The following is an 18,472-nucleotide window of genomic DNA, read 5'->3' on the forward strand; positions in this document are numbered from 1 at the left end:
CCGCGCTCGGGTTGCAAGAGGGGCGCGGATTGCCGGCAGCCAGGGCCTCCCTGAACCGTCGAATCATGCTACTATGAGCGCCATCAATGAGCCAGATGCAGGTTACGGTGAGCAGACAAACACAGGCAATCATTCACGCTGACGCCATACTTCATAATTTTACCCAGTTGCAGCAACTGGCGCCGCACAGCCAGACCATGGCGGTGGTTAAAGCCGATGCCTATGGCCATGGCGCGGTGAATGTGGCGCGCATTCTGCGCGGCCGGGCACCGGCGTTTGCGGTGGCCATTACCGAAGAAGCGGTCAAATTGCGCGAAGCCGGCGTCACCGAGCCCATTGTGGTGCTGGAAGGTCCACATCAGGAACATGAATGCCTGCTGGCGCGTCAGCAACACCTGATTTTAGTGCTCCACGATGCCAGTCAGCTGGCGTGGGTGCGCCGGCAATGTGCCGCTACACCGCCAACCTTGTGGCTTAAAGTGGATACCGGTATGCATCGATTGGGCTTTAGCCCGGATGCTGCCCGGCAGGTGTGGGCAGACAATCAGGATCTGTTTGGTCAGGATTGTGTGCTGGTTACTCACATGGCATGCGCCGATGACCCCAGCCATGCCATGACGAGTGAGCAATTAAGCCGCTTCGCTGCGCTGGTGGATAGCACTGGCTTGCCGGTCAGCGTGGCCAATTCACCGGCGGCTTTAGGCTGGCCGCAAACCCATGGGCGCTGGAACCGGGTGGGGCTGGGCATGTTCGGCAGCAACCCGCTGCAACAGGCACACACCATTGAATTGCAACCGGCCATGACCTTACGAGCCGCTGTCATTGGACTGCGTCAGGTGCCAGTGGGCGGCGCGGTGGGCTATGGCCAGGCCTGGCAGGCGCAGCGCCCCTCGTTAATTGCTACCGTGGGGATAGGCTATGCAGATGGCTACCCGCGCCATTGCGGCAATGGCACCCCGGTAGTTATCCGTGGTCAGCGCGCACCGCTGGCCGGGCGGGTGTCGATGGACATGCTCACGGTGGATGTAACTGATGTGCCGCAGGTGGCCATCGGCGATAGCGTGGAGTTGTGGGGGGAGCAACTGCCCATTGATGAAGTGGCCGGCCATGCCCAGACCATTTCTTATGAATTAATGACCCGGGTTTCGCCGCGGGTACCTCGGGTTGTACGCTACCGGTAATCCGGCTGGCACGCTGGCCGGTATCTATTTGTTTGATATTGGGCTGTTATGCAACCAAGTGACATTATCTCGATGGGCTTTATCGCCAGCCTGTGTGCCAGCCTGGGCACGGCGGTGGGCTCATTGGGCGTGTTTGCCATTCGCCGTTTATCCCGGCAGATGGAAGATGGCTTATTAAGCCTGGCCGCCGGCATTATGTTAGCCGCCACCTTTTTTTCGCTGTTGCTGCCTGCTCTGGAACATGCGGCCAATGATTATCAATCTTCACTGGGCGGTGCGCTGGCGGTAGCCGGCGGGACCTTTTTAGGCGCGGCTATCTTATTTGCCATTCACCAGTATGTGCCCCACGAGCATTTTTTATCCGGCCGTGAAGGCGGCGATACTTACAAGCTGGGCCGTATCTGGCTGTTTGTCACCGCCATTACCTTGCATAATTTTCCTGAAGGACTGGCGGTAGGCGTGGGCTTTGCCGGCGGCGAAGTAAAAAATGGCGTGACCCTGGCTATTGGTATCGGTCTGCAAAATATTCCCGAAGGCCTGGCGGTGGCGGTGGCCCTGATGTCGGTCGGCTATTCTGCCGGTCGCTCGGCCGGGGTAGGGATCGCGTCAGGGCTGGTGGAGCCAGTGGGCGGCTTATTAGGCGCCGTGGCGGTATCCAGCGCAGCGGTGATTATGCCCTGGGCACTGGCATTTGCTGCCGGCGCCATGCTGTTTATCATCAGTGATGAAATCATTCCCGAAACGCATAACAACGGCAATCAAAACCTGGCTACCTTTACCTTATTGGGCGGCTTTATCGGCATGATGGTGCTGGATAACGCGCTGTAGCGCACCGGATCGGTAAATTCACCGTTTAAAGCTAACCGACTGAAAATTAGCCAAAAGGATAAGGGCGCTTCAGCCTGTCCTTGGGTATAGTAAAGATGATTGTGGTGCCTCGGGCACGCTGGCTTTGGTAAGGATGCTAAAAGTCATCAAGGATAACCGTTCATTCTGTGGTTTTCACAGTGTTGCATCTGCAAGACAGTTTCCTGTTTCGAATATCAGCCCCCAATCATCCTCATATTCCTTCCCGGCTTCGGCCGGGTTTTTCATTTTTGCGCATAAAAAAACTGCCCGCAGGCAGCTTTTTGTATTGATGAATATAGCCGCTTAATTTTGCGGCTGCGCATTATCTGGCATCGAGACCGATTCCGCCGGCGCTTTAGGCCCGTAGCGGTCGGGGCGATGATTTAACGATAACACCATATTCAGGCACACCGCCGCCAGCACTGAAATCACCACCAGATGCCAGTCGATAAACAGCAAGGCTGCCAGCAGGATAGTGGTGTCTACGCTCAGCTGAAAGGTTCCGGCTTTGAGGTTGTATTTGGCCTGAAGAAAAAACGCCAGAATGCCCACTCCGCCAAGGCTGGAGGTATGCCGAAACATGATAAGCATGCCCACACCAATCAGCATGCCGCCAAATACTGCGGCAAATAACGGATTGACCTGGGAGATATCCACATAGCGGGGCACCAGGTCGGATAACACCGACACCGTGGTCACCGAAATAAAGGTGTTGATGGTGAAGCGCTTACCAATTTGCGTCCAGGCCAGCGCGTAAAACGGCAGGTTGATGATAAAAAACAACTGCCCGAATTCCAGGTCAAACACATGCGTGCCTAACAACGCCAGCCCGGCTGCGCCGCCAACCATCAGGTCCTGGGCCTGAAACAGGTGCACGCCAAAGGCCACAAATAGTCCTGCGCAGACAAGCGCAAAAAGGTCTTCAACAAAACCATGATGTGTTTTCTGCATATGACTAGATACCGAAGTTGAGCAAATCGGCGGCAATTATACGTGACTGGCCAGGGTATGTGAGCCTGCCCGGCGATGTTCAAAATGGTGCAATCCACCGCACCGGTAGGTTAACTTTACAAGTTATGATGGTGCGGTTACGTAACTGTAGCCAGAATGTGAAAATGACCGATTTCGGAGGCTAAGCGTCTACCAGTACATCGCCGATAAACTCGGCTTGAGGAAACAGCGCCTGGGCGTAACTGGCGTTGGAGGATAGATAACGCCGGGTTAGCCAAATTTCCACACTGTCATTGGCTTCGGTAAACAAAGTCAGACATTCGGTGGATACCTGAATGCGACAAATATGCTGTTTGGGCACCAGGGTGGCAAACCCGGACGACAGCCGGGATAAACTGTTGTGCCGCACACCCACAAACCGATCCAGGTCGGTTAACACGTAAGCCGGCTGGTTCAGGCGGGTCGAGCGCATCGCCCACAGGTTAATCAGAATGTACAGGCAAAAAACACTACAACTGATACTTAAATAGACAGACATAGGCTTGTCCTCTTCATCGTGAAGAAAACCCTGCGCCTTTGTATTACCACAAGTGCGCCAGCACATTCTCATAATGCGCGTTAACAAATTATATACAAGATGTGGCGACCTGAATATACCGCTTTGGTCTAATAGCGATAAAAGGCGCGCAGCGTGGCTAAAAAATTAGCGCGATCAGGCGGCCACCTGGCACAGCTGGGCGGCAGGTTCGGCACTAGCCGCAGTGGGCTGGCAGGTAAACGGGATATCAGCCAGGCGCAGGCTGAAAAACGCTTCTACAGCTGGCGCATACACCGGGTCAAAGCGTAAGCAAGGTAAGGCGGTGATGCCATGGGCGGTATGGTGCACCATTAACACTCCTGCGTCACGACACATCACCACTTGCTGGATGGCAGGAATAGGGATATCGACCTGACTAACGCGTAGCCTGCCTTTGCTCATCGCCAGATGATTCCAGGGACTGTTCTGACGGCTTTCGGGACCGGGGCCGGCCATCTGCCGGCTGACCAGGCCGTAGGCAAAACCCACTAACAGCAGCGCAGCGCACCAGGGGCTAGCCAGCCCGCAACACAATAGCCCCACGGTGAGCAGGGCCACCAGATACGGACGCTGTCGCTGCAGGGTCCCGCACAGCTGGGTAGATTGGGTGAAAAAGGTAGTCTGTGTCATGCTCTGCTCCCTGGCGCAGGGCGGCATATGCACACTGTTGGCCTCGACTCTAGCCACTGCTACCCTTAAGACACTGATACAGTAACCTGTTGACCTGGCGCCGGATACTGTACTTTAGACCAAGTTTTTACCGTGCGATTATTTTGACCGGCGGCGGTGCAGCTCGTACAGCTTGGCAGTTTTTAAAAATGCATACATGGCATCAACCGTGGCTTGTACCAGGCCGCGATGGCCGGATAAAAAGCGCTTGCGCAACACATATTCTTTAAACCACATCAGCGGGAACACTGTGTACAGCTTAACCAGCGAGGCGCGTTTACCCTGGTCAAATTTTTGTTGGGCGCCCAGCGACGAATAGCTATTTTGTTTTTGCATGTAGGTGGCCAGATCATCATAGCCATGATGCACAATGCAGCCGGGGATCTTTTGCACCGGGCCGTCCACTGTAACATTTTCATGCACCAGGCGGTCGGTGGGATAGCGGGTCAGACTTTTTTTGAATACTCGCACAATCGAGCGTTTGTGTGAGGCCGGGTGCATCCTCCCCCCCATAAACAGATCGTCAAAATACACCCGCAAGCCAGCCGCCTGGCCATCATCCACCGCTGTCTGAATGGCTCTAGCCACCGCTGCTGGCACTATTTCATCGCCATCTAAGTTAAAGCACCACTCATTGGAGCACTGCTCCATGGCAAACGCTTTTTGCCGGGCAAAGCCGAGCCAGGGTTGATGAATCACCCGGGCGCCATGACGCTTGGCAATGGCCACTGTGTCATCGGTGGAGCCGGAATCCACCACAATGATTTCATCGAACTGCTGCACCGACGCCAGCACATCAGGCAGATGGTCTGCCTCGTTGCAGGTGACTAAAAAAACACTGACCGGCGTGCTCATGACTTGGAAGACTCTTGACCGGTCGGCACGCCCTGCAGACTAAGCGCGTGCAAGGCGGCGTATTTGTGAAAGGCATATTGGCCTAGCACCACAGCCATAAAAAACCCCTGGCGGCCGTCCAAAAAGCCGCCGCGCAACAGATACTGCTGTAAAAAGTCAGTGCCAAAGCGCAGGCAGGCATACGCCAGCGAGCTGCGTTTACCACGGGCGTATTTTTCCGCCGCCAGAATGCAGGCATATTTTAAATGCTTTTCCTGCAAATGCTGGTAGGTACGCCAGCTAAAATGCTGTAAGGGCTGGCTGAGAGTGCGGACCTTGGGATTGGCAATTTGCAACACTTCGTGCACCTGCGAGTTTTTAAACTGCGCACCGTCGCGGTTTAAAAACAATTTGCCTTGCGGGGTCGAATAACGGCCATGGTTGAGCGGTTTGCCAAACAAAAAGGTTTGCCAGGGCAGGCGGATGATATTGCAATCCAGCTCGGGCTCGCTCAGCACAGCATCAATCTCATCTTTAAGCGCCTGAGTGATATTTTCATCGGCATCCAGATTTAACACCCACTCATGCCGGCATTTTTTTAATGCCCGGTTGCGCTGTGGGCCATAGCCTGGCCAGTCTGTCACATACACTTCATCGGTGAAGCGGCGACACAATTCGGCGGTACCATCGGTACTGCCCGAGTCCAGGATCACCAGCTGATCGACCCAGCCGGCCAGCCCTTCCAGGCAGGCTTCGATACGGTCAGCTTCGTTACGTACAATCAAAAAACAAGAAAGAGGGCGTCGTGTCATGTTGGTTCAGTGTGCAGCAGAGCCACCGCCAAACAGCAGCCCGGATTGGTAATGGGCGTAAGTGTGGCACAGCTTGAACCTGTGGATCAATCAGCTAGCCGGCGTTTTGTGCAGGGTATTTCAACGCCTTACGCTGTGCTTTGGTTAATATTTGCGGGCTGGCCACCGGTTTACCCTGTTTATCAAAAAAGGGCGAATGGGTGTGAGTACCGGTCAGTCGTGCCGGCACCACCATTTTGGCGAACCGCCACATGGTGCTCAGTAAGCCATGGCTGTGGGGCTTCGGCGAGCCCAGCGCTGACTCTGTGTGTACTACCGCCAGACGCTGTGGAAAATCCTCCGCGAGGCGGGATTTATCCATAAATGCATCTATCAGCCCGACAAATGCCAGTGCCTGGGTGGGGAGGGTATTGCCAATGGGGGTCTGGCAGCAGCGGGTATACCAGCGAAAAAGCCCACGCTCGCTCAAGCGCATCAGTGCAATGTGCTCATGGCCCTGGCTGATGGTGACCCGGCTGGACGCCACCTGCACAATCCGGGTACCGCCCTGGGCATCCAACACAGTTTCCCCAGCATTGAGAAAGCGGGCAAAGGCCTGGCAGTCTTTGCAATAACACAACACGCGACTGGCCGTGCCGCTGCCACTGATATGGCCCTGGACAGCCTGGCAGCGGCAGGCGAGCGGGTGGTGCATCAAGTTACTCCATTAATGGTGGTTGCCATCTGGCTAGTCTTTAGGCTCCCACAGTTCAATGGGGTTACCTTCCGGATCGTTGAGCCGGGCAAAGCGGCCATTGGGATACTGTTCGGGATCTACGGTCACCTTTATACCCTGCTCTTGCAGTTGTGCGATCATGGCATCTAAATCATCGACCCGAAAATTCAGCATCCACACTTTATCGTGGTCACCAAAATACTCTGAATCTTGTTTAAACGGCGCAAAAACTGTCGGGCCAGCATTCTGCTGCCAGACCGGCGCTTCATAACTGTCTGGCACCAGGTTGATCCCCAGATGTTGTTCGTACCATTTTGCCAGCGATTTGGTGTTTTTGGCGCGAAAGAAAAAACCGCCAATGCCGGATACTTTTTGCATAATTTTGCCTTCTATATAATTTAGCCTAATGACCCGTTGAATATGAGTAATAGGTGCGGTTTGACGTCAGTCGGGCCAGGCCTTTGACAATACGGTAAACTGACCAGATAGCCACAGCGATAAGCATCAGGTAACCGATTAAAATCACCGCCAGCAGGATACTGAGCAGAGTGAGTGCCAGGCCCACCCAAAAGACTTTGATGATATTGGCATAATGATCTTCAAAGCCGGTTCCGGCGGCATCACTTTTTTTGACCATGGCCCAGATAGCGCCGGCAATCCAAAAAATTCCTGTAAATAAGCCCAGAAGCATTAATACATATGCCACCATGGCGTGGGTTTTGGCTGCTTCCTGCTGCGGGCTGAGCGCCAGGCCGGACGGTTGCTGTGACGATGGCGAGGGTACCTCTGACATAGATAAATTCCTTTATTCTTCAGTAAGTAACAAAATTGCTGCTAAACAGATTTACTAAGATAGAGGATCTGACGGGCAGACGCCAGTATAACTTTTGACCACCTGAGCTGCCGCGGAAGGCGGACTGACGATCAGGGTTTAGGGTTGTCTTTCAGATCGGCCCGCGCCAGCGCTAATACCTTGGGATCCATCGGCGGCGGGGTAGGGTCGATATAGGTCGCCAGCTGGTCTGCCAGATAGGTGAGCGCGGCGATCCGGGCGCTGGGTTTATGGTCACACGCCACAATGTGCCAGGGGCAGACCGGGGTATCGGTGCGGCTAAACATATCATCGATGGCCAGCTGATAGTCGGCGCGCTGACGACGGTGGTAAAAATCTGCTTCGGTCAGTTTCCAGCGCTTGTGCGGGTCGGCCAGTCGGGCGGCAAATCGCGCAGCTTGTTCATCGGCACTGATATGCAAAAACAGTTTGATCAGAATGAGGCCGTCGTCGACCCACATGCGCTCGGTATGCTGAATTTCATGATAGGCGCGCTGCCAGGCATGCTCGTTGGCAAGGCTGCTCACCCGCTCTACCAGCACCCGGCCATAATAGGAGCGATCGAATACCGCCCAGCAACCAGGTGGGGGTAAATTGCGCCAGAATCGGTACAAATAATGCCGACCCTGCTCAGTGGCGGTAGGCGGGCCGTAACTGTGCACCCGCACTCCCCGTGGGTCGAGCATGGAGGTCAGGCGCCGGATAGTGCCGCCTTTGCCAGCGGCATCCCAGCCTTCCAATACAATCAGTACCCGGCGGGCTTGTAGAAAACAGGCCTGGTGTAAATGGCTCAAGCGGCGCTGGCACACCTGCAGCGCGCGGCTGGCCGCCTCGCCCTGATAATGCTTGGGTGCGGGTGCCTGGTCTAGCTGGACCGGTGGTTTACGCTGGGTTGCACACATTGATCGCTCCCCCTGCCGATTAGCCGACAAAAAACTCCCGCTGGGTATTCGCCTGAGTGCTGTTGGCCAGATACAGGGTCTGGCGGGCCAGTGCACAAAGATACTGTTCATACCCGTGAGGATTAAAGTTATCCGAGTGAATGTTCATAAACCCATGCTGCATGGTGGTTTGCAGTAACCGCACATTGGGGGTGGCTTGCAAGGTGGATAGCAGGGCGCTGACCGGAAAGGCTTCTTCGTGCTCGGGAAAAATCAGGGTCATCGGAAAGGCTGGCGTGATGGTGGTGTAGTGGCGTATTTGCGAGCCGTAAAACCCCACCGCCGCCCGCACCCGGGCCAGTGAACCATGGTAAGATGCCCTCCAGATGGCCGCTGCACCGACACTAAAGCCGATTAAAAATATGGGTTCGCTGAGCGCCTGGACATCCATGCATAATTGCTGGGAATAGCGGGCCAGCCCGCCGCGATCGCAAAAGGTAGTGTAGGCCTGGGCTTCATTGCGAAAGCGCATAAATTCACCCTGGTACGGGTCGATAATCTTAACTGGCCCAGCCAGGCGCGAGGCCAGCCGCTGTAGCGCCGGGGTACAGCCAAAAATGTCACTGGCAAGAAGAGTCAGCATAGCAGGTTATTGCGCCATCATAGCAGTCGGTGGATCCGGCAGGCAGCGCTGCCGGACAGGATATTTTTAGCATAGCCAATCCTGGGCGATTGTGAAAAGTTCTATGCTGAAGGAGCGGTCAGGCTGCGTTCGGCCCGTATTTCGCCAATGTGGTAATAGGCTATCACTGCATCAATAAGCCCATTTTTTGGGTAATACCATTCGCTGACCGCCAGCGAAAAATCCTGTTGGGTGGCGGTGTAGCGCACGCAAGAGTGGGTGGGGGTGTAAATTTCATCGTGCAGTTCAAACTGCTGGCCTAAAAATTTATCCCGGTTGGCGTTAACCAGCGCCAGATAGGCCTCTTTGCCTTTGATTTCACCAAACGGGCTGGTGTGACAAAAGGTAGGAGTAATAGGCAGCGATTCAGGTTCGCCACGCTGCCAGCAGTCAAACCACTGCTGAACCAGTTGCTGCATCTTTATCGCCTCACAAAGTTGCCGGGTTACTCAGAGTGTAGCGCAATCCGGTTGCCTTCTGAGTCAATTACGATGGCACGTTGACCAAAGGGACCAATTTCATGCGGTGGTTGCTCGATACTACCGCCAAACTGACGAACATTGGCTACCGCCTCGGCCAGCCGACCATTCACATTCAGATAGATCAGCGGGCCCTGGGTGGAAGGCTTGTGCTCGTCGCTTTCAAACAGGCAGCCGGCCACATCGGTGTCGCCGTGGGCAAAAACCGCCACGCCGGGAAATTCTTCTTTGACGTCCATTGCCAGCACAGCCTGATAAAAAGCGATGGCACGGTTTAACTGCTCTACCGGTAAATCAAACCACACAACGGTATGCGACATCATGGCCTCCTTAGAGTGAAAATAAGGTGAAAAATGCCAGCATAGCAAGACTGGACAAAACTACCAGTGGCCTTGAGCGACCTAGTGCTGTTTGGTGTAAAGATGGCCTGCTACTGACACGCCTTGGCGCTGCAAGGTACACGCCTCGGTATACACAAAGCCGAGCTTACCTAACACCCGGGCCGAGCCGGTATTGCCGCTAAATATCTGGGCCACTAATTGCCGCGCTGGTGGAAAGTCTGGCTGGTTGAGCATCAGCTGCAAAGCCGCAGTGGCAATCCCCTGGCCCCAATACGCCTGGCCTACCCAGTAGCCGATTTCATAGCAGGCAAGCGTGGTGGGCTGGTTGTCCGGACAATATGGCCAGTAGCACACACAGGCCACAATGAGCTGATCGCGCACCACAGCATACACATGCTTGCCAGGCAGCAGGGCAAAATTGCTGATCCAGCTGCGGGCTTCTTCAACGGAGCAGGGGTGGGGAATACTGGTGGTCCAGCGCGAAACCGCTTCATCGCCTATCAGGTCAGCAACGCGCGCGGCATCCTGCAGAGTAAATTTTTGTAGCTGCATTACCACATCCTTGTTTATAAATGCGCTGAGTTTGGATGGCGAGGCTAGCGACTAAAGGCCAGCCAGCACTGCACCAGCGCAATGGCCGCCACCGCAATCAGGTTGAGTGCTTTAAAGCGTTTAAACCGTTGTACCTTAGGGTCATTTAAGGTGGCAAACACACCGCTGTGCAGTGCTTGTTGCAAATTGGCGTTAGTTGACAGTGAAGCCTTGCCCTGAATATCTGTCCGGGTAGCCTGGGCCCATTCTTCTGGGTATTGCTTGGCCAGATAGGTACACAGGCGGCTAAACAAACTAAGCTGCAGGATCAGCAACAGCAGGATCAGCCCCACAAAAATGGCAGAGACCATAGGTTTGTCCTTCAAAGTGGCCGTCCCGGCCGATTTAAACAGTCAATTCAGTATGCCAGCAATGCCGGCAGGCGCATACCAGAATCCGTGTGCGCGGGTGGCGCGACCCGCAAAAACTTAATCAATGCCCCACCGCATTAGAAAAGGCGTTGATAATCACCACCCCGGCAATAATCAGCACAATGCCGATAATAGCCGCAACATCGGGGATTTGCTTAAACCATAACGCGCCGGCGACCGTGATCAGCACAATGCCGGCGCCGGCCCAAATCGCATAGGCGATGCCCACCGGAATGGATTTTACCACCACCGATAAATAATAAAATGCGATGCCATAGGCAATCACACAGACCGTACTGGCAGTGGCATTATTAAACCCGTCGGAGGCTTTAAGTGCCAGGGTACCAATGACTTCAGAGACGATAGCAATTGCCAGATACATCCAGGCCATATCGATTCCAGAAAAGGTGAACAGGGTAGTAGGTCAATATACCCAATCCAGCGACTTTTGGCATCTTTGTCACGCCCTGGACATCGATGGCGTAGGCTTGTCTGTCTGGCTGGTTGGACTGACCAATCCAGTCAATAGCATGCTGCCGGCGATACGGTGGGGGATGCGGGTGGTCCAGCGCGACACTTCACGATCGCCGGCCAGCGCTAAAACAGCGTCAGCATCAGTGAGCGCGAACGGGCGCAAGTGTAGCAGCTGATGCTTACACAACAGGTTGTCGGATCTTGATATTGGCCATCTTCTTAACCTGAATGCGGGTTTAAGAATACGACTTATTGATAGCTTCGTCGCGGTCAATAAAATCAATCTGGGTGCGGCTGGCTTTGCCTTCGACCAGAATATGTTTGTCGTTGAAAAATACCAGAGGTGACACCCCGTATCTATGATGCAGCTGGCGTGCTACCTGCGGGTGCAGGGTGACGGTAAATGACGCGGTAGCGTCATCTGCTGCCCTGGCGGTTAACGCTACCCTGCCATCCTGGTAAATGCTGGTGGAAATAACCTTGAACCTGTATGTCTGAGATTTTACATCAGACTTGCTTTGCTTCATGCGTAGATGATTGCCTGCTTTGGATGTTACAGGTTGGGTCGGTGCCAGCACCGGCGGCGTAAGCACCACAGCGGCAGAAGGCGCTGACGCCTGTGGCTGAGTGGGATGAGATGTACAGCCACTTAGTATCACTACCAGAAACAAACGCGCATTTTCATCAGATGATCCTTACTTGGCTTAAAATAGTCGGGTGAGGATAGAAAAGAGGGCCCGTAGTGCAGTCATCACTATGCCATAGCCCACCCGAGTAACAGCGTGGCGGCGCCGGATTGGCAGTAACTCGGCGATAACGGCCTGGCCTTGATGGTGTAGGCTGGCTCGCCACAATACACAGGCGTTGGTTTTCAACTGGTAGCGGCTGTTGCCGATGGTAAAACGGGGCCGGTGCCACGGCCAGAACCACAAGCAGCGGCTTAACCAGACCTGCTGAGCGCTGCTGATTCTCAAGCGTGTGGTCAGGCGATCGTACGACGCAGTAATCAGTGTATCGTCTAGCTGATGCTGACAGGTCTGGAGGCGACTAAAAGCCATTACGACACCATGTAGGAGACCACACTGCTGGTCAGGCACAACATCCCGGCCACTTCGATTTTAACGCGGCGCCGCGGTGCCGGACGACCAGAACGCGGTGCAGCGGCCGTTGGTTCGTTGGTATCGGGTAAAAACGCGAAGCCCATCAAGCCAAAACCTGCGGCCGACAGTGCAAACATCACATCCGGCACAACTGTCAGACCGAGTAAACTGATTGCTGTGAGGATCGCCAGGCTCATGCTTGGCAGATAGTGTTCAGAGGTAGTCATAAATTCGCCTTTTCCCTGGCTATGGTGGTGAACAACCCGCCTGCCATCCTGGCAGCTTTTGCTGTTGCTCGATATTTGTGCTTTACCTTACAGGGTATGGAGTAGAACGCAACCTTTTGTATCGTCAGTGAATAAAGCCATTATCCCGGCTAGGGGGCGGGATTACTTTCCCACACCGTCACCCCGGTGTAGGCCGGGGTCTCCTTTTCACACCGTCACCCCGGTGTAGGCCGGGGTCTCCTTGGAACACTGTGATGTTTCAACCACCGCGCTATCTTGCTCTTACTTTTTCTTTTTCAGCACCATAAACAACACGGCTGCAAAGACAATAAAAAAGATAACGCCAATATCCAGCAGTAGCTCAATCACGCTGTCCATCAATTCCCCCGTTGCTACCTGTAAAGTGCATTATGACCTGTTTACGATAGTCATCCCGCCGTGATCAAACTATGCTCAAGGACCATAACGCGGTGGCGGCGGTTTGAGTGGGGCCAGCAATAAATATATGAGCCAGGAAAACCAGGAGATAAAAAGCACCGCCAGGATCCAGGCTGCTTTTTCGGCGCCTGCGTTGCGTTTGGATAGTGCAATGCCAACAATCGGCACAGCCCACAACACTAGAAGGATGAGCATCTCTAGACCACCTACCTGCATACATAACTCCTTGTTATCTTATCGTTTTCCATAAGCCGCAGAGCCCTCGGCGAGGATTACACTGCCTTGCCATCATCTTCCCCGGCTACTTGACGAGAATTCTCAGCATCCATCCCATCAGGCACTGCCCGGGCGTAAAACGCGATACTTCCGGCATAGACATCCATCAGAATATGAAACGCCATCGCCACCAAAATGCTGTCAAAATAGATATACACCGCGCACAAAAATGCGCCGACACATACGGTTCTACACGCATATTTCCAACCAAGATACACATGCCAGGTGCCAAACAAAAGACTGCTGACGGCCACTGCGACAAGCGAATGAGCGTGCTGGTCAATAAAGCTGTACACATACCAGCGAAAGATCAGTTCCTCGCAAATTCCGGCAGTAACAGACACCAGCCCAGTAAACAGCAGATATTCTTTACGCGTACCGGGCAACAATCGAATAAGCGCAGGCCCGCCACTGCGAAAAGACTCTGCCACCTGACGTTGCAAGGTGTCATTACGTTTTATGGAGGCAACGGCATAGATCAGGTAGGAAATAAAGGCGATGCCAATCAAAAGCGCGAATATCGCTTTGCCGCCAGAGTCAGGCAGCATAGCCGGCGCGCCGACCGTTAGCGCGCCTTGCCAAAAACACACCACTAACAGCGCGGTGGCCTGCCATAACACCGCGGCAAGCTGAATATAGTCGGTGCTTTTGGGTCTAGGCTTGCCGCTGTCCAGTAGTCGATCGGCCACCGGTACCAGCACTATCACTGCTAGCAGTATCATCTCCATAATATGCATATATCGACTCCTGAATGGCAGCAGGCTGGATAGCCCCAAAGAACAAGCTGTTGATTTAATATACAGGGAGCGGGGCAGGATACAAATAAGGCAGGTCTTGTGTGACAACACCTGTAAATACAATGAGGTTGAGCCCGGAAAAGAGTTAGCCAGAGTGCGCTGAAGATTTTGCCGGATATCAAAACAGAGTGATTATTCAACAGCCAAAAGCCAGGTGAGCGTCATTACAATCAGAATAGCGGCTCAGGCCTGCTGTTTAGCCCAAGCAAAAATAGGGATAGCACACAAAGCGACAAACAAGCCGAATAGCATCGCCTGTCCCTTATCAATATGAACAAAAAAGCCAATTAAATTAAACACTACAGCCGTGGCAACAACAAAGATTGTAAATATCAGTAAAAATATTCGGTATTGCGGTGTACCCGAAGCGATTGTCATGTAAGCCTCAACCTTATTGTGCGGCTTTTTAAATATGGCTTACAGCATGCGGCCAATCAGTCGGCAGCCAACTATGTTCAAGGTCTGTTTTTATGACTTATTGCTATTTACAGGTAAATGCTGATGACTTGCCACAGCGCAGCAACCAATTAGGCGATATTGAGCCTGTTAACATCTTTTTTTACCACCAGCACAAGCAAGAATATCAGTGCCAGTGGCGGCACCAGAGCGGTAAAAAAGCCGATTATTGCAGTCAGCACCGGGCGCTGGGTTTTACGCTTGCCCAGGTAATAGCCCAGCGCAGCCATAATAATTGCCAGTACAGCAATTACCTGGCCAAACAACGTGGCATTAATTTCCATAAGATAAATTCCTTTTTAGATAATTAAACAACAAGTTTCCGCCAGTATTCAATCGCATTGAACCACAGCAAACCGGAGTAACTGAAAGTTACTCGACGTTATTTGGCCGGCCAGGCCGAGGCCGCCGAGCACGCCAGCGCTCATACTGTCCATAAAAACGATCTTTAACGATAAACGCTTGAAACTACCAACACGCAGTAAAGCACCGTATTTTCTTACGCACCTGCCATCTTAAACAAAAACAACACAAACCCGGCGCCAGACAGCACAGCCAACACAAGCATGATCTGCAGTGTTTTTGATTGTCGCGCTGATTGTAAAAAAGCCAGGTCGTTTAACAGCCCCAGTGCGATGAGCAAACTGGTTATTTTTTCATTGGGTTGCTGGTCTTTCATGTCACATCCTTTTGTTTCGGTAAGTTCCCTGCACAGCCAGGATAGTTACCCCCTTGCTGCGACTTCTGGTGATCGTCAACTGTTAGGTAAATGATTATCCCTAACCCGCTACCTGCCTAACGAGAAATAACAGCATCCCGCTCCAACACCCAGCAGCGCGGATGGTGGGTAAAGCCAATCTTTTGGTAATACTCATTAGCTGCCGGGGCTGCCAGCAAAATCAGTTTACACTGCGGCCCCAATTGCTGCTGTGTCACAGTTTGCAGCATTTTGCCAATGCCTTGATGCTGGTGGGTTTCAAGCACCGCTAAGTCCGATAAATAACAGGCATAGTGAAAGTCTGTCACACTACGGGCGATGCCTACCAGGGTGTCATGCTCCCAGGCGGTGACCAGTAAATTGCTGTTCTCCAGCATGCCGCGGATACACGCAGCATCCTCGGTAGGGCGGCGCTGGCCCAGGCTTGAGCCTTTAAGTACCGCCAAAAATTGTGCGGTACTGATGGGTTGATTAACCTTATACTGGATGCTCATGAATCGCTCTGGTTATCTTCACTGCAGGTCCGATAGATTGTTGTACCGCTTTTTGCCGGATAATACACCGGCTCCAGAAAAAATAGGGACCGAACAGCGTAACTCAAGAGTTACTGATACAACACCGACACCACTTTATTGTGCTGATCGAGATCGATGGTACAGCTGACCAGATGAAACGTCAGTTTGCTGGAGTGCACAATGCGGGCCCCCCGGCCGGATTGCTCCACGGTAAATTGTGACAAATTGGCTGTGCTGAGCTGGCGCACCACAGTGCTATAGGCATGGCCTTCATCAAAATTGCTGCACAAAAAATAAATTTCTTTTCTGGCTTCGTTGGCATAAAAGGCAAAAAACGCGATCACCATCAGGCACACCACCCCGACACGGGTTCTGGTACCGACCGAAGAAGCGTGAGCGTCTGTTTGACGGGCGGCGCTCATACCAACACGCCGTTAAACAGCATCCCAGGTAAGAAGAAGCTGACGGCTAGGGCGCCTGATCCGGCCAGCGCCAGGGGCAGTACACAGAATCCCGCCTGTAGAGCAAATACCGCCGGGGTGGCTGACGCACTTTGCCGCAAAGCAAGACTGGCCAGCACCATGGCCTGTTTGAGCTTTTGCAGCTTGTCCATCACCCATAAGAGCAGCGGGGTGCAACTGGCAGCCACCAGTGCAAACGCGATTTCCATACCACCAAAATTGATCAAAAATGCAATTTCCAGAAGGATGCCTGCGCCGATTAGCATACACAGGCCCACCGCAAAACGCTGAAGAGGGGTTAAATCATTCCATGATTTCATTATTGTCTTCCTTTAAATAAAAATTTTCAGCCCGGCAAGCCGCTACCCTGCGAAGCTAACCGGCCTGACTCTTACCTTTTAGTAATAAGTCGTGCAGCACGCTCGCTACCCCTTGGCGAGCTGCGCAACAGTATCTTTTTAGCCAGCATATTGGCTGGTGTGTTCAATCCAGCGCATCACCGGGGTCACCCACTGCGGCCTGGGCAGATAAAAGGCCCCGTGGGACTTGCCGGTACTGATGGCTATTTCTGTGAAAGAACGAACCTGGTCACTGCGCTGGTGCAAAAACTCACACGAACCGACCTGGTCAGACGTTTCAAACACCGACAACACATCGCCATAGAGCTGAAGATCAGCGGTATCTTTTACTAGCCCGGCACACCCGGCCAGGATCACGGTTTTGAGGTTGTCCAGTTTCAGTTCATTGGCCGCCATAATGCTAATGGCACCGCCCCGGGAAAAGCCCATCAGAGTAATGTTTTGCGGCTTTACCCCGGCGGCAATCAGTTGCTGCACATCCTGCGCTAACTGCTGAGCAGCGGCGAATGGGTCGGTCTGCGCTGGTCGGTGATAAGCGATCAGGTTTCCCTCAGCACCGGCTAGTGTTTTGGTGATAAGCGGAAAATCGTAAATGCCCCACACCGCATGTTCGGGCTTGGGATTGGTGCCCTCGACAATGTAGCCATGTGAATAGAACACATATTTTTCATCCGGGTGGATGTGAGTCGGAAATGCATCAAAAAGCATACCTGCGAAGCTTTGTGCGCTTAGCAGCAGACACACCAACCCAAGAAGAAATTTTTTATCCATGGTGCCCTTTGGTTTCCTTCGCACGAGATGAATAGTCTGAACGAAATTAGTTCTTGCCCAGAGATGTCGTCTATATAGTCTAGGATGACTCCAGCCCTTCATACCATTGTTGGTAAGGCGTGTTTTTGGCCAGGTAGCGATTGTAGTCTTTTGCGCCATCCTGCCACCATACCGGCCCGCGCTCACCCAGTGCCACCTTGGCCTTATCGACCGCTTGTCGTGCGGCGGCTAGACGCTCTTCATCGTCTGCCGCCTTGGCGGCTTTGACCTCACGGCGGGCATCCATTAATTCTTTAACCAGTGCTTCACGCTTGGCTTCTGGCAGGTTCGGGTTGGTCATGCGCCATAAGCGCCCCTTAACCACCATATAGCGCCCATCAGGCGTCACCGGGTGCTTCATCGTGAGTCGGCCTTTGCATGGCGCCCGATAATCGGATCTTTCACGAGCGACCGCGGGCGACCCGGGAATGCTCTTCCATCGAGATAAGCAGTGCTAGAATCCCGGAAATACCGATAACCACAATCGGCGCTACCGCAAACGAGGCAATAGCCAGATTTGTCTCCATGCCCTTGTTGTAAAATTCTACGCCGATGCCGACTAACACCACGAATAGCAAAACATAGCCGATAGCGGCAAAAAATCGGGTATAGGATAATAAAGTTTTAAAATTTTCGGTTTGCACATTTTTGTACGGTATCACTGGGAACTCCTTGTCTAAAATACCGGGCGGTAAGTAGGAATTAACTTACCGCAATTTATGCTTTGTGGCTATTGATCAGCGATGCCATCCGCATCCTCACTGGTAACCCTATACGAAAGAAGCGTAGAAAGAAGCGCCAAGATTCAGGCAACTGTCTGGTAACCAGATATCACAAATTTTGGGAAAACTTACAAACCGGTACTACGCCCCCGCCATCTTATACAGAAAGTAAAAAAAATCCGGCAAAACCACTCAGGCCGACAATCAGCATGATGGTTAGGGCTTTTGATTGTGCCATTGATTCAACCAATGCCACTTCTGTTTGCATTTTTACCAGATCGGCGGCGTCAGAAGACTCATTCAGGCGGGGTTTGTTGTGCTTTTTCATATGACTTCCTTATACAAACAATCCAA

32 protein-coding genes are annotated in these 18,472 nt (G+C 53.0%); 2 read left to right on the forward strand and 30 right to left on the reverse strand.

Features of this window, described 5'->3' with window-relative positions; genetic code table 11:
* Positions 1 to 107 precede the first annotated feature (107 nt).
* Together alr and ACTUJZ_RS05445 are read left to right on the forward strand one after the other, a co-directional pair.
* On the forward strand, positions 108 to 1,181 hold the full coding sequence (gene alr, locus ACTUJZ_RS05440) for an alanine racemase (protein ID WP_463635274.1): 1,074 nt from the start codon (positions 108 to 110) through the stop codon (positions 1,179 to 1,181).
* 48 nt (positions 1,182 to 1,229) lie between these two features.
* Positions 1,230 to 2,009: a ZIP family metal transporter gene (locus ACTUJZ_RS05445; RefSeq protein WP_463635275.1), complete on the forward strand. Its 780-nt coding sequence runs from the start codon at positions 1,230 to 1,232 to the stop codon at positions 2,007 to 2,009.
* A gap of 324 nt (positions 2,010 to 2,333) precedes the next feature.
* Here the strand turns inward: ACTUJZ_RS05445 and ACTUJZ_RS05450 are convergent, their stop codons facing one another.
* The 30 genes from ACTUJZ_RS05450 to ACTUJZ_RS05595 all read right to left on the reverse strand — a co-directional run bounded on the left by ACTUJZ_RS05450 (position 2,334) and on the right by ACTUJZ_RS05595 (position 18,446).
* Positions 2,334 to 2,981: a YitT family protein gene (locus tag ACTUJZ_RS05450; RefSeq protein WP_463635276.1), complete on the reverse strand. Its 648-nt coding sequence runs from the start codon at positions 2,979 to 2,981 to the stop codon at positions 2,334 to 2,336.
* A 181-nt stretch (positions 2,982 to 3,162) separates the two neighbouring features.
* Positions 3,163 to 3,519 carry a hypothetical protein gene (locus ACTUJZ_RS05455; protein ID WP_463635277.1) on the reverse strand — a complete coding sequence of 119 codons (357 nt, stop codon included), beginning with the start codon at positions 3,517 to 3,519 and terminating at the stop codon, positions 3,163 to 3,165.
* A 174-nt stretch (positions 3,520 to 3,693) separates the two neighbouring features.
* A complete protein-coding gene (locus tag ACTUJZ_RS05460; RefSeq protein ID WP_463635278.1) occupies positions 3,694 to 4,188 on the reverse strand; it encodes a hypothetical protein in 495 nt (164 codons plus the stop codon).
* A 138-nt stretch (positions 4,189 to 4,326) separates the two neighbouring features.
* Entirely contained in the window at positions 4,327 to 5,082 is a 756-nt protein-coding gene (locus tag ACTUJZ_RS05465; RefSeq protein WP_463635279.1) for a glycosyltransferase family 2 protein, read from the reverse strand.
* Positions 5,079 to 5,873, reverse strand: a complete 795-nt coding sequence (locus ACTUJZ_RS05470) for a glycosyltransferase family 2 protein (RefSeq protein WP_463635280.1) — start codon at positions 5,871 to 5,873, stop codon at positions 5,079 to 5,081. The genes ACTUJZ_RS05465 and ACTUJZ_RS05470 overlap by 4 nt, the downstream gene beginning before the upstream one ends.
* Before the next feature lie 94 nt (positions 5,874 to 5,967).
* A complete protein-coding gene (locus ACTUJZ_RS05475) occupies positions 5,968 to 6,567 on the reverse strand; it encodes a DUF6151 family protein (protein ID WP_463635281.1) in 600 nt (199 codons plus the stop codon).
* 33 nt (positions 6,568 to 6,600) lie between these two features.
* Positions 6,601 to 6,966: a VOC family protein gene (locus tag ACTUJZ_RS05480; RefSeq protein WP_463635283.1), complete on the reverse strand. Its 366-nt coding sequence runs from the start codon at positions 6,964 to 6,966 to the stop codon at positions 6,601 to 6,603.
* 25 nt (positions 6,967 to 6,991) lie between these two features.
* Entirely contained in the window at positions 6,992 to 7,381 is a 390-nt protein-coding gene (locus tag ACTUJZ_RS05485) for a DUF4870 family protein (RefSeq protein WP_463635284.1), read from the reverse strand.
* 131 nt (positions 7,382 to 7,512) lie between these two features.
* A complete protein-coding gene (locus tag ACTUJZ_RS05490) occupies positions 7,513 to 8,322 on the reverse strand; it encodes a polyphosphate kinase 2 family protein (protein ID WP_463635285.1) in 810 nt (269 codons plus the stop codon).
* Between the two features lie 19 nt (positions 8,323 to 8,341).
* Complete coding sequence (locus ACTUJZ_RS05495) at positions 8,342 to 8,944, reverse strand: dienelactone hydrolase family protein (RefSeq protein ID WP_463635286.1); 603 nt, start codon at positions 8,942 to 8,944, stop codon at positions 8,342 to 8,344.
* A gap of 101 nt (positions 8,945 to 9,045) precedes the next feature.
* Complete coding sequence (locus ACTUJZ_RS05500) at positions 9,046 to 9,402, reverse strand: nuclear transport factor 2 family protein (RefSeq protein WP_463635287.1); 357 nt, start codon at positions 9,400 to 9,402, stop codon at positions 9,046 to 9,048.
* A 26-nt stretch (positions 9,403 to 9,428) separates the two neighbouring features.
* On the reverse strand, positions 9,429 to 9,782 hold the full coding sequence (locus tag ACTUJZ_RS05505; RefSeq protein ID WP_463635288.1) for a VOC family protein: 354 nt from the start codon (positions 9,780 to 9,782) through the stop codon (positions 9,429 to 9,431).
* An 81-nt stretch (positions 9,783 to 9,863) separates the two neighbouring features.
* Positions 9,864 to 10,355 carry a GNAT family N-acetyltransferase gene (locus ACTUJZ_RS05510; RefSeq protein WP_463635289.1) on the reverse strand — a complete coding sequence of 164 codons (492 nt, stop codon included), beginning with the start codon at positions 10,353 to 10,355 and terminating at the stop codon, positions 9,864 to 9,866.
* Positions 10,356 to 10,399: 44 nt separating this feature from the next.
* Positions 10,400 to 10,705 (reverse strand): hypothetical protein, encoded by a 306-nt coding sequence (locus ACTUJZ_RS05515; protein WP_463635290.1) that lies wholly within the window; start codon positions 10,703 to 10,705, stop codon positions 10,400 to 10,402.
* Between the two features lie 121 nt (positions 10,706 to 10,826).
* Positions 10,827 to 11,156 (reverse strand): DMT family transporter, encoded by a 330-nt coding sequence (locus ACTUJZ_RS05520; protein ID WP_463635291.1) that lies wholly within the window; start codon positions 11,154 to 11,156, stop codon positions 10,827 to 10,829.
* Positions 11,157 to 11,225: 69 nt separating this feature from the next.
* Complete coding sequence (locus ACTUJZ_RS05525; protein WP_463635292.1) at positions 11,226 to 11,402, reverse strand: hypothetical protein; 177 nt, start codon at positions 11,400 to 11,402, stop codon at positions 11,226 to 11,228.
* 73 nt (positions 11,403 to 11,475) lie between these two features.
* Positions 11,476 to 11,766 (reverse strand): hypothetical protein, encoded by a 291-nt coding sequence (locus ACTUJZ_RS05530; RefSeq protein ID WP_463635293.1) that lies wholly within the window; start codon positions 11,764 to 11,766, stop codon positions 11,476 to 11,478.
* Positions 11,767 to 11,943: 177 nt separating this feature from the next.
* Positions 11,944 to 12,297: a hypothetical protein gene (locus tag ACTUJZ_RS05535; RefSeq protein WP_463635294.1), complete on the reverse strand. Its 354-nt coding sequence runs from the start codon at positions 12,295 to 12,297 to the stop codon at positions 11,944 to 11,946.
* Positions 12,297 to 12,566, reverse strand: a complete 270-nt coding sequence (locus ACTUJZ_RS05540) for a hypothetical protein (protein WP_463635295.1) — start codon at positions 12,564 to 12,566, stop codon at positions 12,297 to 12,299. Before ACTUJZ_RS05540 ends, ACTUJZ_RS05535 begins: the two co-directional genes overlap by 1 nt.
* A gap of 710 nt (positions 12,567 to 13,276) precedes the next feature.
* Positions 13,277 to 14,017 (reverse strand): CPBP family intramembrane glutamic endopeptidase, encoded by a 741-nt coding sequence (locus ACTUJZ_RS05545; RefSeq protein WP_463635296.1) that lies wholly within the window; start codon positions 14,015 to 14,017, stop codon positions 13,277 to 13,279.
* A gap of 243 nt (positions 14,018 to 14,260) precedes the next feature.
* Complete coding sequence (locus ACTUJZ_RS05550) at positions 14,261 to 14,455, reverse strand: hypothetical protein (protein ID WP_463635297.1); 195 nt, start codon at positions 14,453 to 14,455, stop codon at positions 14,261 to 14,263.
* A 149-nt stretch (positions 14,456 to 14,604) separates the two neighbouring features.
* Positions 14,605 to 14,817, reverse strand: a complete 213-nt coding sequence (locus ACTUJZ_RS05555; protein ID WP_463635298.1) for a hypothetical protein — start codon at positions 14,815 to 14,817, stop codon at positions 14,605 to 14,607.
* A gap of 215 nt (positions 14,818 to 15,032) precedes the next feature.
* On the reverse strand, positions 15,033 to 15,212 hold the full coding sequence (locus ACTUJZ_RS05560; RefSeq protein ID WP_463635300.1) for a hypothetical protein: 180 nt from the start codon (positions 15,210 to 15,212) through the stop codon (positions 15,033 to 15,035).
* Positions 15,213 to 15,328: 116 nt separating this feature from the next.
* Positions 15,329 to 15,745: a GNAT family N-acetyltransferase gene (locus ACTUJZ_RS05565; protein WP_463635301.1), complete on the reverse strand. Its 417-nt coding sequence runs from the start codon at positions 15,743 to 15,745 to the stop codon at positions 15,329 to 15,331.
* A gap of 110 nt (positions 15,746 to 15,855) precedes the next feature.
* Entirely contained in the window at positions 15,856 to 16,188 is a 333-nt protein-coding gene (locus tag ACTUJZ_RS05570) for a hypothetical protein (protein WP_463635302.1), read from the reverse strand.
* The gene (locus tag ACTUJZ_RS05575; RefSeq protein ID WP_463635303.1) at positions 16,185 to 16,547 is read right to left on the reverse strand and encodes a hypothetical protein; all 363 of its coding nucleotides are present in this window, start codon (positions 16,545 to 16,547) and stop codon (positions 16,185 to 16,187) included. The genes ACTUJZ_RS05570 and ACTUJZ_RS05575 overlap by 4 nt, the downstream gene beginning before the upstream one ends.
* 138 nt (positions 16,548 to 16,685) lie before the next feature.
* Positions 16,686 to 17,357 (reverse strand): alpha/beta hydrolase, encoded by a 672-nt coding sequence (locus ACTUJZ_RS05580; RefSeq protein ID WP_463635304.1) that lies wholly within the window; start codon positions 17,355 to 17,357, stop codon positions 16,686 to 16,688.
* 79 nt (positions 17,358 to 17,436) lie between these two features.
* Positions 17,437 to 17,757 carry a hypothetical protein gene (locus ACTUJZ_RS05585; RefSeq protein ID WP_463635305.1) on the reverse strand — a complete coding sequence of 107 codons (321 nt, stop codon included), beginning with the start codon at positions 17,755 to 17,757 and terminating at the stop codon, positions 17,437 to 17,439.
* Positions 17,758 to 17,797: 40 nt separating this feature from the next.
* Positions 17,798 to 18,058, reverse strand: coding sequence for a hypothetical protein (locus ACTUJZ_RS05590; protein ID WP_463635306.1), 261 nt, complete (start codon positions 18,056 to 18,058; stop codon positions 17,798 to 17,800).
* Positions 18,059 to 18,275: 217 nt separating this feature from the next.
* Positions 18,276 to 18,446, reverse strand: a complete 171-nt coding sequence (locus tag ACTUJZ_RS05595) for a hypothetical protein (protein WP_463635307.1) — start codon at positions 18,444 to 18,446, stop codon at positions 18,276 to 18,278.
* Positions 18,447 to 18,472 lie beyond the last annotated feature (26 nt).

Source organism: Alteromonas sp. WD8-37 (assembly GCF_055326825.1).